General features: G+C 66.5%; 20 protein-coding genes and 1 tRNA gene. 10 read left to right on the top strand and 11 right to left on the bottom strand.

Features of this window, described 5'->3' with window-relative positions; genetic code table 11:
• Positions 1 to 103: 103 nt before the first annotated feature.
• Complete coding sequence (locus GT355_RS05780) at positions 104 to 661, bottom strand: GNAT family N-acetyltransferase (RefSeq protein WP_160133729.1); 558 nt, start codon at positions 659 to 661, stop codon at positions 104 to 106.
• A gap of 160 nt (positions 662 to 821) precedes the next feature.
• On the opposite strand from GT355_RS05780, the gene GT355_RS05785 reads away from it, so the two are divergent.
• Entirely contained in the window at positions 822 to 1,568 is a 747-nt protein-coding gene (locus GT355_RS05785; protein ID WP_160133730.1) for a zinc ribbon domain-containing protein, read from the top strand.
• Positions 1,569 to 1,598: 30 nt separating this feature from the next.
• Here the strand turns inward: GT355_RS05785 and dph2 are convergent, their stop codons facing one another.
• The gene (dph2, locus tag GT355_RS05790) at positions 1,599 to 2,633 is read right to left on the bottom strand and encodes a diphthamide biosynthesis enzyme Dph2 (RefSeq protein ID WP_160133731.1); all 1,035 of its coding nucleotides are present in this window, start codon (positions 2,631 to 2,633) and stop codon (positions 1,599 to 1,601) included.
• A gap of 114 nt (positions 2,634 to 2,747) precedes the next feature.
• Between dph2 and GT355_RS05795 the strand changes: the two genes are divergently transcribed.
• From GT355_RS05795 to pyrI, 5 genes are all read left to right on the top strand, one after another.
• Positions 2,748 to 3,404, top strand: coding sequence for an alpha/beta hydrolase (locus tag GT355_RS05795; RefSeq protein WP_160133732.1), 657 nt, complete (start codon positions 2,748 to 2,750; stop codon positions 3,402 to 3,404).
• A 50-nt stretch (positions 3,405 to 3,454) separates the two neighbouring features.
• Positions 3,455 to 3,859, top strand: coding sequence for a YlbF/YmcA family competence regulator (locus GT355_RS05800; protein ID WP_160133733.1), 405 nt, complete (start codon positions 3,455 to 3,457; stop codon positions 3,857 to 3,859).
• Between the two features lie 67 nt (positions 3,860 to 3,926).
• Positions 3,927 to 4,418: a hypothetical protein gene (locus GT355_RS05805; protein WP_160133734.1), complete on the top strand. Its 492-nt coding sequence runs from the start codon at positions 3,927 to 3,929 to the stop codon at positions 4,416 to 4,418.
• Positions 4,419 to 4,523: 105 nt separating this feature from the next.
• Positions 4,524 to 5,456, top strand: coding sequence for an aspartate carbamoyltransferase (gene pyrB / locus GT355_RS05810; RefSeq protein WP_120070713.1), 933 nt, complete (start codon positions 4,524 to 4,526; stop codon positions 5,454 to 5,456).
• Positions 5,453 to 5,959, top strand: coding sequence for an aspartate carbamoyltransferase regulatory subunit (gene pyrI, locus GT355_RS05815; protein WP_160133735.1), 507 nt, complete (start codon positions 5,453 to 5,455; stop codon positions 5,957 to 5,959). Before pyrB ends, pyrI begins: the two co-directional genes overlap by 4 nt.
• Positions 5,960 to 5,993: 34 nt before the next feature.
• Here the strand turns inward: pyrI and GT355_RS05820 are convergent, their stop codons facing one another.
• Positions 5,994 to 6,785, bottom strand: a complete 792-nt coding sequence (locus GT355_RS05820; RefSeq protein ID WP_160133736.1) for an alpha/beta fold hydrolase — start codon at positions 6,783 to 6,785, stop codon at positions 5,994 to 5,996.
• A 147-nt stretch (positions 6,786 to 6,932) separates the two neighbouring features.
• Between GT355_RS05820 and GT355_RS05825 the strand changes: the two genes are divergently transcribed.
• Positions 6,933 to 7,139 carry a hypothetical protein gene (locus tag GT355_RS05825; RefSeq protein WP_160133737.1) on the top strand — a complete coding sequence of 69 codons (207 nt, stop codon included), beginning with the start codon at positions 6,933 to 6,935 and terminating at the stop codon, positions 7,137 to 7,139.
• 41 nt (positions 7,140 to 7,180) lie between these two features.
• Positions 7,181 to 8,008 (top strand): hypothetical protein, encoded by an 828-nt coding sequence (locus GT355_RS05830; RefSeq protein WP_160133738.1) that lies wholly within the window; start codon positions 7,181 to 7,183, stop codon positions 8,006 to 8,008.
• Positions 8,009 to 8,018: 10 nt separating this feature from the next.
• On the opposite strand, the gene GT355_RS05835 is transcribed toward GT355_RS05830, so the two are convergent.
• Positions 8,019 to 8,573, bottom strand: coding sequence for an NUDIX hydrolase (locus GT355_RS05835; RefSeq protein WP_160133739.1), 555 nt, complete (start codon positions 8,571 to 8,573; stop codon positions 8,019 to 8,021).
• Between the two features lie 114 nt (positions 8,574 to 8,687).
• The gene (locus GT355_RS05840; RefSeq protein WP_160133740.1) at positions 8,688 to 9,488 is read right to left on the bottom strand and encodes an aldo/keto reductase; all 801 of its coding nucleotides are present in this window, start codon (positions 9,486 to 9,488) and stop codon (positions 8,688 to 8,690) included.
• 122 nt (positions 9,489 to 9,610) lie between these two features.
• Here GT355_RS05840 and GT355_RS05845 point away from each other — a divergent pair, with 122 nt between their 5' ends.
• Complete coding sequence (locus GT355_RS05845) at positions 9,611 to 10,003, top strand: DoxX family protein (RefSeq protein ID WP_160133741.1); 393 nt, start codon at positions 9,611 to 9,613, stop codon at positions 10,001 to 10,003.
• A 9-nt stretch (positions 10,004 to 10,012) separates the two neighbouring features.
• Here the strand turns inward: GT355_RS05845 and GT355_RS05850 are convergent, their stop codons facing one another.
• The 5 genes from GT355_RS05850 to GT355_RS05870 form a co-directional block, all read right to left on the bottom strand.
• Complete coding sequence (locus GT355_RS05850; protein WP_160133742.1) at positions 10,013 to 10,726, bottom strand: class I SAM-dependent methyltransferase; 714 nt, start codon at positions 10,724 to 10,726, stop codon at positions 10,013 to 10,015.
• Between the two features lie 261 nt (positions 10,727 to 10,987).
• Positions 10,988 to 11,062: transfer RNA gene (locus GT355_RS05855), tRNA-Glu, on the bottom strand.
• Positions 11,063 to 11,144: 82 nt separating this feature from the next.
• A complete protein-coding gene (locus GT355_RS05860; protein WP_160133743.1) occupies positions 11,145 to 12,287 on the bottom strand; it encodes a helix-turn-helix transcriptional regulator in 1,143 nt (380 codons plus the stop codon).
• 60 nt (positions 12,288 to 12,347) lie between these two features.
• Positions 12,348 to 13,091, bottom strand: coding sequence for an FAD-dependent thymidylate synthase (gene thyX / locus GT355_RS05865; protein WP_160133744.1), 744 nt, complete (start codon positions 13,089 to 13,091; stop codon positions 12,348 to 12,350).
• Positions 13,092 to 13,148: 57 nt separating this feature from the next.
• Positions 13,149 to 13,628, bottom strand: a complete 480-nt coding sequence (locus GT355_RS05870; RefSeq protein ID WP_160133745.1) for an SRPBCC family protein — start codon at positions 13,626 to 13,628, stop codon at positions 13,149 to 13,151.
• A gap of 149 nt (positions 13,629 to 13,777) precedes the next feature.
• Here GT355_RS05870 and GT355_RS05875 point away from each other — a divergent pair, with 149 nt between their 5' ends.
• Positions 13,778 to 14,014 carry a transcriptional regulator gene (locus tag GT355_RS05875; protein ID WP_192927968.1) on the top strand — a complete coding sequence of 79 codons (237 nt, stop codon included), beginning with the start codon at positions 13,778 to 13,780 and terminating at the stop codon, positions 14,012 to 14,014.
• Here GT355_RS05875 and GT355_RS05880 read toward each other — a convergent pair whose 3' ends face one another.
• Positions 14,015 to 14,461, bottom strand: coding sequence for an SRPBCC family protein (locus GT355_RS05880; protein WP_160133747.1), 447 nt, complete (start codon positions 14,459 to 14,461; stop codon positions 14,015 to 14,017).
• Positions 14,462 to 14,491: the final 30 nt, after the last annotated feature.

Here is a 14,491-nt window from a genome sequence, read left to right on the forward strand (position 1 = left end):
TCGGCTGGGGAGGCACGTGGCTTGCGGTTCTCAGTTGTATCGGGAATCGCCGTAGACGGATCAGTGATCGTCACTTTGTGGATTCCGTGACTTAGTGCGAAGGTCACTCAATTCGGTCGCACCAATCCTCCCGAAGCAACCCATACCGAATATTGTCCATGTACTCGCCGTCGACGAACCGATCCCGTCTGATTCGTCCCTCCTCTTCGAAACCGAGGGATTCCAGAAGCCCCCGAGAAGCGTCGTTGAACGCGTAGACACCCGCTCCGACCGCGGGATGGTCGTAGGTCCGGAACACGTAGTCGACCACCAGTGAGACCATCTCCGTCGCGTAGCCCTCGCCGTGGACCTCGGGGATCAGCCAGTAACCGAGTTCGGGACGTCGCCAGTCGGCGTCCCTGACTGTCATCCCGCCGATCCGTCGGACGTCGTCCTCGTCCGGTGATCCCGGTCCCGCGTCGTCGCCGTCGAGACAGACGAGGAATCGGTCCGTACCGTCGTCCTCCTTGGGGATCTCGAACTGCTCGCGATTTTTCGGCGAGTTGCCGAGCGGGTAGCGGAGTTCGGGGTTCGCCGCCGCACGCTGGAGGAACGGCACGTCCTCCTGCTCGACGGTACGAAGGGTGACTTGCTCGCCGCTCGCGACGCGTGCGCCGGGCATGGACACACCGAGCACGACCACTGCAATACGCTTTCGCCCGAACGAAGCCGAAGCTCGATACGACGAAGGGCGTGAAGGGGCATCACGTCGACCAACGAACGAACCGATGAATCATGCAATCGGGCAGTACAGTTAATTATCCCGAGGTGGTGCTGGAACCATGGACGGCGGCTGGGGGTCGTTTCGAACCGTCGACGGGACGGCGTCGGTCGGCGACGAGGCGCTCCGGATCGAACGCTCTCCGGGGCGATTCGTTCGTGGGCAGCGAACGCGATGGCACACCGGCGACCGTCGACAGCGGGTCGTCGCGCTCGGCAAATTGCTCGGGTTCGTGCTGACCCCGCTGTTCGCGGTCTATCAGGTCTCGATGGCGCTCGGGACCGCGGCTGGGACGGTCGCAGCCCTCTCGTTCGGTTTCGTCGTACTCGGGTTCGTTCAGTTCCTCCGGGAACGGACCCGGAACACGCGGATCGAACTCTCGACCATCGAGCGTGTCACGCTCGACGAGGACGGTCGGGAACTACGGCTCACGCACGGCGCGTCGGGTCGTCTGGCTCGATTCGACGCCTGGATCCGACGGTGGCTCTCCGCTCGGGGATTCTCGGCGGCGGACGACACGGAAACCGAAACCACGCTCACGCTCCTCACTAACGACGACGTTCGGGCGGCGCGGGCGGCCCTCCGAGCGCGGGGAATTTCCGTTGTCGACGACGCTTCCACGGACGAAGGCGAAGTCGAGACGGAGTATCACTACGAGATACGGAACGGGGTGGTGTTCTGCGACCTCTGTGGAGCGCAGGTCTCGCCGAACGACCGGACCTGCCCGTCGTGTGAACGACGGCTGAAGGTCGACGGATCGGCTGAAGACGAGGTACGGGAATCCCGGGAGCGAACGGTCGAATACTGACCGGCGACCGCTTATCGGTCGGTTTGAGCGTTACCAGGTGCCGTGGAACGTGTCGAACTCGAGGTCTTCGAGCGGTTCGTTGCCGACGGCGATCTCGTACTCCCCAGGAGTCAACATCGGCTTGTGGAAGCGCGGGCCATCGTCGGTCGTGATCCGCGGACAGCCGGTGTTGACGAACGCATCCATGTCGAAGTTTCGGAGTCTGTCGGGCGTGACCTCGTCCATCGTGATGAGGTAGGCGTTCTCGTTCTCCTCGACGATCTGCTCGGCCTGGTCCCAGCGACCCTGGCCGATCTTGGTACAGAAGATGACGCCCCACTTCGTGGCGTCCATCGCGCGGTGCACAGCACCATAGCGCTGTTTCAGGAACTTCTCCGTATCGGCGACCGAGACGGCGTTGTTCACCGGATCGGCGATGACGACCTTCTTCTCCGGGTGTTCCATCGCCAGCCCGAGGGGGTGGAACTTGCCGCCGCCGACGTAGAGGATCTGGTCGGCATCGATGTCGGCCGAGGCGTAGTTGCAGCCGAGGACCTGGCCTTCGTGAGTGAGGCGCTCGTCGCCACGGCGGGTGTGCACGGTGAAGTCGCGGGCTTCGAGCCACTCGCGCATCTCCTCGAACTTGTTCATGTGCTGAGCGGTGGTGACGAGCCCGACGTCCTCCTCGGGGAGTTCGTCGAGCGCGTCGGTCATGATCGGTTCGACGTCCACATTTGAAAAGAGCGGGACGTAGATGATCTTGTCCGACTCCTTCATCGGGGAGTGGCCGAAGTGGACGAAGACATCTGTGCGGCGCATCAGGAAGGTGTCGAGGTCGCAGGCCCCGTAGCACGGCTGGCCCGAGAGCATCACGCGCACGTCGTCCGGGAGGAGGTCCCGAAGGTCGTCGGTCACGGCGGGGCCGCGGCGTTTCAGCCCCTCGGGGAACTGGAGACCGACCTTCTTCGCGTCGCGCTCCTCGACGGCCTCGACGATCCGTTCGAGTTCGTAGTCCCACTCGCGGTCGTGTTTGAGCGACATCCCGGTTCGGGTGAGGTCGCCCTCCGATGGCTCGGTGTGGCTCATTGGGATGGATTGGGTGTCATGACGTTTAATCTCGGTGTTTCCATGGGCGAATCGGTCGGCCCGTGACGTCGACGTCACTCGGGGATTGAAACCGTCCGCCCGCCTACACCTGGTATGGCCGACCTCTCGCTCGAACACGTCTACGCCGAGCCCGACAGTCCTACCGACGGCCCCGCACCCGCGGTGTTCGTCCTCCACGGCCGTGGGGCCGACGAGGAGGACCTCTTACCCGTGGCCCAGCACCTCCCCGACGAACTCGCCGTCGTCAGCCTCCGTGCGCCCGATCGGTTGATGGGGGGCTACACCTGGTACGAACTCGAGATGCCCGACGGCGACCTCCATCGAAGCCAACCGAACCAGGAGGAGTTCCACCGAAGCCTCGACTCGGTCTCCGAGAGCATCGATGCCGCCATCGAGACCTACGACCTCGATCCGGACCGAATCGGATTGCTCGGTTTCAGTCAGGGGTCGATCACGAGCCTCGCGCTCCTCTGTGAACACCCCGAGCGGTTCGCGTGGGTGGTGGCGCTCCACGGCTACCTCGCGGACTCACACGCCGATATGGAGCCGGCGGGCATCGAGGGGAAGCCGGTGTTCGTCGGGTCGGGAACGATGGATCAGGTGATCCCGACCGAACGCGCCGAGGCCGCCGCCGACCGCCTCCGGGAGCTGGGGGCCGACGTCGAATCCAACCAGTACGGGTCCGCCCACGGGATCGGGCGGGACGAACTGGCCGATATCGTGGCGTGGGTCGAAAGCAGGATGAGATAGTCACCTCCGCCACCGTCAGACTGAAGCGGTGGACGGCCCGTGATCGAACGATGAGCACGGATTCGGACGTCGAGACCGGCATCGACCCCACCACCCGGTCACCGGAAGCGGTCGCGGGCGACCTCGGGGCGGCGATCGCCGCGACCGACGAGTACGAGCGCTACGTCGAGACGAAGACCGCCGTCGAGGAGAGCCCCGAAGCTCAGGAGCGGGTCCGGGAGTTCGAGCGCCTCCGCGACGGGTTCGTCCAGGCCCGCCAGATCGGCGAGGCCACGGAGGAGGACCGCGAGACCCTCCTGGCCGCCCAGCGCGAACTCCATTCCCTCCCCGAGATGGCCGCCTACCTCGCGGCCCAGCAGGAACTCGACGCGCGGCTCGAACGTCTCAACACCGCCATCGGGACCGACCTCGACGTGGACTTCGGCGACCGCATCGGCAGCTGTTGTCAGGACTGACTATCGAAGCACGAGGAGTCTCTGGACGCCGAAGGATACAAACCGAACCCGCGTGCGGGTACTGGGAATGGACGAGGAGGCGACAAGCTTCCGGACGAAGCGCGGCCGATGCGTGCTCGATAGCGAGGCCGGCGAGCTACGATTGACGTCGAGCTGGCGCGGGCTGTTCAAGCGGTATTACGAAGGGAACAAGCTCGTTTTCGGAGGGATGGTTCTCGGCTTGGGCTCCCTCCCGATCGCACTGCTCTCGGCGGATCGAAGAACGCTACTCGTGGGGCTGGGTTTACTCGTAGTCCTCATCGCTGGCGGCCGGCTCTCCAACTCCGTGCGGGGATTCACGACTGCCCGCCGAATTCCGCTCGATTCGGTCGTCGCCATCGAGCCGATCGAGGGTTCGGCGGTGACACGGCCGCGGTTCGTCGTCTCCTATTCAGCGGCAGGCACAGTGAAAAAACGATACGTGATGTTGCCGTCACGGTATCTCTCCTATACAGGTGAGGAATTCGAGAAGGCCAAATCCCTCTTTCGGCGGCACGACCTCCCGCTCGAAGCGTTCTGACTGGCGCGGTTGTGCCGAACAGGTCAGCCCAATAGATACAAGTCCTCAGGCCAACCGACTGCTGGTAACGATGGCAGAGCCCGAGCGGCGCAACGGTGGTTGGTCGTGAGCCTCGCGGACGGCGACACCGACCAGGTCGTCAGCGCGAAGGACCTCTCGCGCGCGGACATCGAGACGGTGTGTGACCGCGCGGCCGAGATCGAGCGCTCGCCACCGGACCGCGCGCGCCACGCCGGGACCCTGCTCGGCCTCCTCTTCTTCGAGCCGAGCACGCGCACGCGGATGAGCTTCGAATCGGCGATCAAGCGCCTCGGCGGCGACGCGCTCGGGATGGGCTCGGTCGAATCCTCCAGCGCGGCCAAGGGCGAGAGCCTCGCCGACACGGTGCGCGTCACCGAGGGCTACGCCGACGCGCTGGTGCTCCGCCACCCGAGCGAGGGCGCGGCGACGATGGCCGCGGAGTTCGTCGACGTCCCGCTCATCAACGCGGGCGACGGCGCGGGCCAGCACCCGACCCAGACCCTCCTCGACCTCTACACGATGCGCGAGAACACGGATGGCCTCTCGGACCTCACGGTGGGGATCATGGGCGACCTGAAGTATGGTAGAACCGTGCACTCGCTGGCCTACGCGCTCACGAAGTTCGACGCCCGTCAGCACTTCATCAGCCCCGAGAGCCTTCGCCTTCCGCGTTCTGTGCGCTACGACCTCCACGAAGCGGGCGCGAACGTCAAGGAACACACCGACCTCGACACCGTGCTCCCGGAGCTCGACGTGCTCTACGTCACCCGGATCCAGCGCGAGCGCTTCCCCGACGAGAACGAGTACCGCCAGGTCGCGGGCGAGTACCGGATCGACGCCGCGGGCCTCGACGCCGCGCGCGACGACCTCACCCTGATGCACCCGCTCCCGCGGGTCGACGAGATCGCCCCGGACGTGGACGAGACCCAGCACGCCCACTACTTCGAACAGGCCCACAACGGGGTCCCAGTTAGGATGGCGCTGCTCGACCTCCTGCTCGATGGAGGACAGTCGTGAACGATCCGACGGACGGTGATCGAGGCGGCGACCACGGGGCCGACCAGCCGGCCCACGAACTCCGGATCAGCAAGATCGAGAGCGGGACCGTGATCGACCACATCGCAGGCGGCCACGCGCCCGACGTGCTCGCGATCCTCGGTATCGACAGCTCGACCGACGAGGTCGTGAGCGTCGGGATGAACGTTCCCTCCGACCGGCTGGGTCGCAAGGACGTCGTGAAGATCGAGGGGCGCGAACTCAGTCAGGACGAGGTCGACGTGATCTCGCTGATCGCGCCCGCCGCGTCGATCAACATCATCCGCGGGTTCGCGGTCGCCGAGAAGAACCGGGTCGAACGGCCCGACTTCGTCGAGGGCGTGCTGTCGTGTCCGAACCGCAACTGCATCTCCACCGAGGGTGAACCCGTCGCCTCGCGGTTCGCGGTGCTCGACGACGGGGTGCGCTGTGTCTACTGCGAGACCATCGTCCGCGAACAGCTCGCCGACCACATCTCCGTCTGACGTCTTCAGTCCGACCGATACCCGACCTCGTTCCTCACAGGGACTCGACGAACTTGCTCAAGACCCGATTGAACCGCTCGGGCTCTTCGAGCGTCGGGCAGTGACCGCTCTCCGCGAACAGTTCGAACTCGGCGTCCGGGACGAGTTCCGCGACCGCTTCGACGCTGGCGACACGCCGATGTTTCTCGTCCGCACCGGCACACACCAGGGTCGGTACGTCGATTGTGGACAGCACGTCCCGATAATCGCAGAGGAGCTCCGGGAGCAGTGCGCTCTTTATCGGCGGCGGACAGCGCGACTCCTCGTCGAACATCGTGGTTCGCATCGCCGGCGATGGGGGGTTCTTGAGCAGTTGCTCGATGCTTCGCTCGACGAGACCCAGGTGGTCGGACTGGATGGCGCTGTGCAGCTCCCGGAGTTGCTCCCGGTCGTCGGGACACCGGTCGTCCGACCCGAGCGGTGACGGCTCCATGTCGACGTCGACCAGCGCCCGGATCCGGTCGGTACCGAACTGCGCGACGTACTCCCAGGAGACGAGCGCGCCCATCGACCACCCCACCACGACGACGTCGTGGAGGTCCCGACCGTCGAGGAACGAACGGAGGTCGCGAGCGTACTGTGCGAGCGTGTGCCCCGCGTCGGTCTTCTCCGAGCGCCCGTGGCCCCTGAAGTCGAACGCCGTCGTCCGATACTCGTCGGCGAGCCCGTTCAGTTGTGGTTCGAAGTATCTGAGCCCGGCCCACGCCCCGTGCAGGAAGACGATAGGCCGACCGGTCCCGTACTCCTCGTAGTAGAGGCTCGCCCCGTTACATTCGATGGTCGGCACGGCACTCCCCGTAGGACGAGGGACCACAAGAAGCTGCGCTGGTCGTAGTGTCACCGGGAGAATCACTGCACGACCCCTGTTGGACCGACCAGCGATGCCTGCATCCGCCTGCTCAACCCCGAAGGCCGCCCCGAAGTTGGGTCGTCCATGGCCAACTCAGGCAATCGGTTCGGCTTCGACTTCGTGACGACGCTCGTGGGGTCGGGCCTCACGCTTCTGGTCTCGGCGGGGATCATGCGCTACGGGGAGCAACTCCGGTGGACTGCCACCGAGCTCTACGCGATCGGGGGCGGCGTCCTGCTCGTCGGCGGGCTGCTCCTCGGGTTGGTCGTCGTCGCCGCCGGCCTGAAGTAGCGGAGCGAATCGCTTACCCGCACCGCCCACCCACGGCCACCATGTTCGGGGTCGTCACACGCAACCCGGAGGAGGTCGAGTGGCCGGAGTTCGACCGACAGTTCCTCGAGGTCAAGTCGGTGAGCGGCCGGACCAACGAACCCGTCGCCGAGGCGGTGAGCATGGTCTCGTGTCACGCCGACAACGCCATCGCGAACGCGAACCCCGACGTCGTGCCGGTCAGCGACGCGGGCGAACCCGCCACCCGCGAGCGGCGCTACTTCGATTGGTCGTACGTCTGCCCGACCCATCCCGACTACCGCGAGGGGCTGCTCGAAACCATCGCGGACGTCGGCGCGGTGAGCGGCGACGTCCGCCTCGACGACGTGGGCTTTCCCCGACCCGAGTACTGCTTCTGCGAGCGGTGCACCCGGCTGTTCGAGGAGAGCGCGTTCGACGACCGGTTCGCGTGGCGCGAGAACGTGATCACCGAGTTCGTCGCGGAGGCCACCGACCGGATCCCCGAGCGGAGCTACCTCACGGTCCATCCCGACCCCTACCCCGGCCACCTCGTCGAGCGCTCGGGGATCGACCTCGACGCGCTCGCCGAACACGTCGACGAGTTCGTCGTGCCGCTCTACGACATGGCCTACTCGACGACCTACTGGGTCGAGATCATCGCCAGTGGCTTCCTCGACGCGCTCGCGACCCCCTTCTCGGTCGAACTCTACGCTCCCGACATCGAGATCGACGACCTGATCCACGCCGCCGACGTGGCCGACGCCTACGCCAAGGACGTCCTCTTCGGCTACGATTCGAGCAACGCCCGCGCGGCGGTCCGGCGGATGAACGCCGAACGAAACCAGGGGAACGTCTACGGGCCGGAGTGACCCGGGTCGCTCAGAGCGCCTGATAGCGCCAGGCGAGCAGGTCCTGGCGGTCGCGGGTGTCGGCGGGGAGGTCGGCGAACCACTCGGCGGCCGAGATCTCCTCGTCGGGGTCCGCGATCGAGGGTTCGGTGGTCTCGGCGGCGGCCGCGAAGACCGGGAGCACACCCCAGGTCGCGTGGTCGTCACACCGGACCTCGACCCGGGTGGCGAGCGCGAGTCCCTCGTACCGCGCCTCGACGCCGGCCTCCTCGGCGAGCTCGCGCTCGGCGGTCTCGCGAAAGCTCTCGCCGGGGTCGACTCCACCGCCGGGGAGCACCCAGAGCCCGACGCCCTCGTGGCGACAGAGGAGGAGTTCGCCCGAGGGTCGGTAGACGATGGTGTGGGCACCGTAGGGTGCGCCGGTGGCCCGGATCCGCTCGGCGAGCGTGCGGAAGCGCTCGCGGGAGACGCGACGGTGACGGGACCGTTCGAGGGTGGCGTCGTAGTCGGTCGTCAGCGCGTGATACGCCTGGGCCGCACGCTGGTCGGCCTCGTCGGCCAGAAACCAGAGGTCGCCGAGGGTCATCGGTTCGACTGGGGGGCGGCGATTCGGACGCCATCACGAGCCGATAGCTCCGGGAGAGGGGTGTAGATCATTGCCGAGGGTTCGGTCGGCACCGGCATAAACGTTCGAGTCGCGTCAGGTCCACGGCGAGCCGTCGCGGTCGAACCGGCGGTACCGCCGCTCGATGCCGTCGATACGCATCCGGTCCTCGTTGTCGAGCCCCAATCCGAGTCCAGCGAGGTTGTCCTCGATGTGGTCGGTCCCCGATGCCTTCGTGACGACCGGGACGCTCTGGTGGGCGAGCCACGAGATGAGCACCCGTGCGGGGCTGGCGTCGTGCTTCTCGGCGACCGCGATGACCCCGTCGAGCCCGAGGGCCTCACCCCGACACAGCGGTGAATACGCGACGGGAGCGACGTCGTGGTTTGTACAGTACGAGAGCATCGCGCCCGTCGGCGGCAACAGGGGGTGCATCTCCACCTGGTTCGCGACGACCGGCGCGTCGAGTCGTTCCCGGGCGTCGGCGAGCAGGTCGAGGTCGAAGTTCGAGACGCCGACGTGGTCGGTCCAGCCGCGGTCGCGAACCTCGTCGAACGCCGGGAGGGTTGCCTCGGGGTCGTAGGCGTCGGTCGGCCAGTGGACGTACAGCAGGTCGACCGACTCCACCCCGAGGGCGTCGAGGCTCGCCCTCGTCGACTCGATCACGTCGTCGTACGCGAGGTTCTCGGGGTGAACCTTCGTGGCGAGAAAGACGTCCTCGCGTTCGACGTCGGCGGCCTCGATCCCGCGGCCGACGCTCGCCTCGTTGCCGTACATCTGCGCGGTGTCGATGTGCTCGTAGCCCGCCTCGATCGCCATTCGGACGTTCTCACGACAGTCGTCCGGGTCGTCCATGCCGGAGGTTCCGAGCCCGATCGGGGGGAGTTCCGTCGTCATCACCGGAGCGATGCCCGCGGGGACCTTAACATGGTAGCACACACCATGCACAGGATACATACCGTTCGATCGGGTGGGTTCCCGTCCGCAACAGGTTTTTACCATCGACCACTGTGGGCGATATGGACGATTCCCAGGCGGACCGCGATGGGACGGCCCCATCGCGGCTCGGCCGGACGGTGCTCGGGCTGGGGCTGGCGCTCCAGGCTTCGGAGGACTTCCGAGACATGGAGGACAACGTCGAGTACGCCGAGTCGGCGGGGGTGCCGATGCCGGACCTCGTCGCGCCGTTCGCGTCGGGGATGATGGTCGCGAGCGGGCTCGGACTCGCGCTCTGGCGGTTCCCGCGGATCGCGACGGGCGGCGTCGTCACCTTCCTCACCCTCGTGACCGCGACGATGCACGACTTCTGGAACGCCGACGAGGATTCGAAGGATGGTGAACGCCTCGCCTTCTTCGGCAACCTCGCGATGCTCGGCGGGGCGCTCGTCTTCCTCCGCGAAGCCTACCGATAGGTCGAAAGGTCATCGTTTTTCGAGCGCCGCGACGTACGTCTCCGCCGAGAAGCGTCGCACCTCGGCGACCTGCCACCCCGTCCCGACGACGGCTTCTCGAAGTCGGTCGGGACTGAACAGGCGAAACAGCAAGGTCTCGTGCTGGTCGCGGTAGGTCGTGTGGTAGACCCGGTGGGCGAGCCCCGGCGTCGGGTCGGCGCGGTAACCCAGAATTTCCACAGTGGCCTCGCGGTCGGGGTCGTAGCCGTGGAGCAGTGCCGTCCCGTCGGGGGTCGTCACGAACGCGAGGTCGCCGAGGAACCGCCGGAGGCCCTGCATCGACCCCGCGAGGCCGACCTGGGTGCCGAACGCGAACGCCGAGCGGAACCGGTCGCGCTCGAACTCCTCGCGGAGCGCGAACATGTCGCCGAGTCGCGCGTCCCGCACACCACGTTCGCGCATGGTCTCGACGAGCCGTTCGCTGACTTCGAGCGCGACGGTCTCGAATTTTTCCTGGAAGTGGAGCGTGTCGCGGCCCGCACCCGCCCCGATGTCGAGCGCGGGGCCCGACAGCCACGACGCCTCCCACTCGGCGACCTCGCGGTCGGGGTCACGCGCGTCGAAGTAGAACCGCTGGATCGGCTGTTCGCGGGTCGCGGTGCCGTCGCGGTCGACCAGCGGTTCGTCCCATTCGTCCCGATGGTGGTCGTAGACTGCCCAGCCGAGCGGGTCGTCTCCCGTCATACACTGTGACATACCAGCATTTGTAATAAATCCGCAACGAGTGTCGGTACCGAGGCACGAAGGACTCGATAGATCCGTCCAGTTCGAACCGGTCGATGCACAACGCTTATTACAATAACTGATGATCGTTGATGTAGGACTCGCGAGGGACGCGTTGCGTGGCATCACCGTTGCAGCACTCCCCGTGGTCCACCTTCCCCCGGTCAGTATCCCGAGAGCGATGGCGCTGGTGCTGTTCGACTCGGGGAAAACGTGGAGAACTGCTCCGGCAGGGATTCGAACCCTGGTCATCACCGTGAGAGGGTGATATGATTGGCCGGACTACACCACCGGAGCGCAATCGGCCCGTTCGTCGCGGGCATCCGAGTGCATTCCGTGATAACGACGAATCCCGTTTAACCGTTGTGTTTTCGCCCGGTCACTCGTCGTCGAAGGGCGACCGGGTGGCGGTGGGTTCGTGGCCCGCGAGGCTGACGATGTTCTCGCGACCGACCCGGAGTTTGGTGAGGGTTCCCTCGTCGGCCATCTCCGAGAGCAGGGTGCTGACCTTGGACTTCGACCAGTCGGTCTCCTCGACGATCGCGGTCTGTTGCATCCGCCCGCCGTTGGCTTCGAGCAGCCCGACGATCCGGTCCTCGTCGCTCCGGAGGTCGGCGCTCGTCACCGCCGGCGTGGTCGGATCGTCGGGGTCGTCGGCGTCCGCATCGTTTCCCGTCTCGTCGTCCGTCACTGACTCCGTCGTCGCCGACGCTTCGGCGGGTGGCGTCTCCTCTTCACTCCCCGAGCCGAACACCGGTCCCGACGAACGACGGACGAACACCGCCCCGAGGACGACCGCGAGGGCGACCGTGAGCACCGCCCACGGGAGCGGCGAGGTGAGCATCGACTGGCTCCCGACTGGGTCCTCGGACCCGGTGAACGTGACCCGGGGCTGGCCGCTCGCGAACTGGGTCTCGCCGAAGTAGGTCAGCGAGTCGGAGGTGTTCCCCGACCCGTTGGTCGAGGCGTCGGGCGTCGGCTCCACCGACGACCAGTCGACCCCGAGGTTCGGGCCGGCCCGGATCTCGATCGACATGTTCGGCGAGAGATAGATGCCGTTCTCGAAGGTGTCCCCGACCGTCACGCCACCGTCGCTCGGCGCGGTGAAGTTCGTCCAGAGGAAGGACATCTCCACGACGCCGGTCGTGCTCGGTTGGGAGGTGACCTCGGCGGTGTGGGTGAACCCCCGAGCGCTCATCGTGCGCCCGGTGGCGTTCGAGCCGGCGGCGGTGAGGTCCGTCGCCCGCTGTCTGAAGTCGGTGTAGACCGGCGTCTCCTCCGTGTTGAATCGCTCCGCGTAGGTCCGGAACTGCTGGGTCCGGGTCTCGTTCGCGAGGGGCTGGTTGTACCGTTGGGTCCAGCGTGCCGAGCCGTTCTCGTAGACCGTGACGACGAACTGGGTCTCGCCGAACGACGGGCTCGACGCGTTCGCCGCCTCCGGCTGGGCCGCCGCCGGTCCGGCGAGGGCGAGGCCTCCAACCAGAACCATCGCGACGAGACCGAACGCCCACAGCCGGTTCATCTATTCAACACCACCGCACCAGTATATAAAAACACTGTGACCACCATGCAGGTCTCACACCTACGGAGCCAGGCGATTCTTCCGCCCCTTCAGCTGCTCGTCGTAGTACTCGAAGGTTATCGGGCACCACTCCGCCGCGAGGTCGAGCACCGACTCCGTGAGCTCCCGGATCTCCCACTGGCTGTCGGCGGCGGCACGCATGTCGGCGACGTGCATCAACATCCGGGCGTTGAGCGAGAAGACGAGGTTGACCTCCGTCCCGATGGGGAGCACGAACCGGGCGTCCTCGGGAGCCATCCCCAGGTCGAGGAGCTCCTGATAGGACTCGACCGACTGGGTCACGGACTCGCGGAAGACCTCCCGCCGGCGCTCGACGGTCGCCTCGTCGGTGTCGGTCCGTCGCTGGTTCCGACCGATCCAGTCGGCGTCCGTGACGGCGGGCGGTGTCACCACCATCGCGCCCTCGCGCACGTCTTCGGGGTCGACCTCGTCGAAGGCGACGTAGCGCATCGACTGGACGTCGAAGGAGACGTGGCGGTGGCGGGTGAGCTGGGCCATGCACGATCGGGAGATCCCTTCGACCGCGAAGGTGGCCTGGGGGTGTTCGAACGGGCCGAAGTGGCCGTGGGAGAGGAGGTGGCCGATCAGGGTTCGTTTCTTCTCGTCGAGGTCGTCGCCCTCGATGGTCGACATGAGGTCCTCGAAGGACTGGTCGCCGACGTAGTCGGACGAATAATCACACCGCGCCGCGGTACAGATCACGCGTTCGGGGTCGTCGGTGGCTTCGAGCAGACGAACGTCCATACAGGAACCGAGATGGCCGCGGACTAATAGTTGGTTGATACCGTCCGCCGACGCGGACTATTCGAGCAGCCGTCGTGTTTCGGCGTGGCGGTACCGAAACATCGGCTCGAACCCGACGACGGCGAACGGACCGGCGAGGTGGCCGAGTTCGCCGAACGGGAGGCGGTACTCGACCCGGTCGCGCGCGATGGTCTCCGCGCCGTCGGCGTAGAAGCTGTGGGTGTGCGTCCAGCTCGGGAACGGGCCGTCGCTCATCTCGTCGCGGAACAGCGCCGCGCCCTCGCTCTCGCGTCGTTCGACGATGGTCGAAGTCCAGCCCTGGCGCGGCCCGACGCCGAACGGTCGCATCGAGAGGTCGACCGTGGACCCTTCCTCCAGAACCTCTGGGTCAGGCTCGCCGTCGGGGCCGCGCGACGCCTCCACCCGAAGGTTCATGAACGCGGGCGTGACTTCGGTGAGCCCCTCGATCCTCGAGTGGAAGTCCCAGACGTCCTCGAACGGCGCACGGATCCGCGATTCGTGCTGGTAGGTCGGCATAGCCGATGGAGGGTCTCGTCCACCAAAACCCCTCGTCTCCCGTCGGTGAGGCTCCACGGCCGCCGACCGTGATAGAGAATCACTCACTATCGTGTCAGTTACGTGGGAAAAGCGGCATGCATATATCCGAGGGCGTCGATGAGTCCGGCATGACTCACACCTGCCGGAACTGCAAGCGGACCTTCGGGACCGAACTCGAACTCGAACTCCACCGCGACGTCTGCACGGACGCCCAGCTGTTCTGTGAGGTATGCGGCGACCGATTCGCCGAGCGAACCGCGACGAGGGACGGCTGGCGATTCTCCTGTCCGAACGAGGACTGCGAGGGCGAGGGCCTCGAAGAGGACCTCCACTCCGTCGGCGACGTGCTCGTCTCCGCCCGATAGTCAACTCCGCTCGCGGAGCGCGATCCGCTCGATTTCGCCGAGCGCACGCCGACAGACCGGGACGTAGCCGGCAGCGAGCATCGGCACCTCGATCGCGACCCGGCAGGTTTCTCCCTCCCCCTCGACCCGGTGGCCCGTTGCCGGGATGCCCGCGACCCGCCACGTCCAGCGGTGGTTCTCGCAGTCGACCACGCGAAACGGTATCCGAGGTCCCATCGAGCCCGCATCGCGACCGAACAGTGACCCTGGACCCGGAATTCGGACGTAGCCACGCGATCCGGCGGTGACGAACCGGTCGGCACACTTGACCCCCGCGACCGAGGGCCCCCACTCGGGCCAGCGCTCGGTGTCGGTCAGCACGCGCCAGGCGGTCTCGGCCGGTGTCTCGATAGCTCTCGAAACGACGACCCGGCGGCCGTCGGGGGTCCGTTCGATCTCGGACGGCATGGGGACGGGTTCCTCGCCGGCGCGGATAGG

The organism is Halococcus salsus (assembly GCF_009900715.1).
In the GTDB taxonomy this organism is placed as follows: domain Archaea; phylum Halobacteriota; class Halobacteria; order Halobacteriales; family Halococcaceae; genus Halococcus; species Halococcus salsus.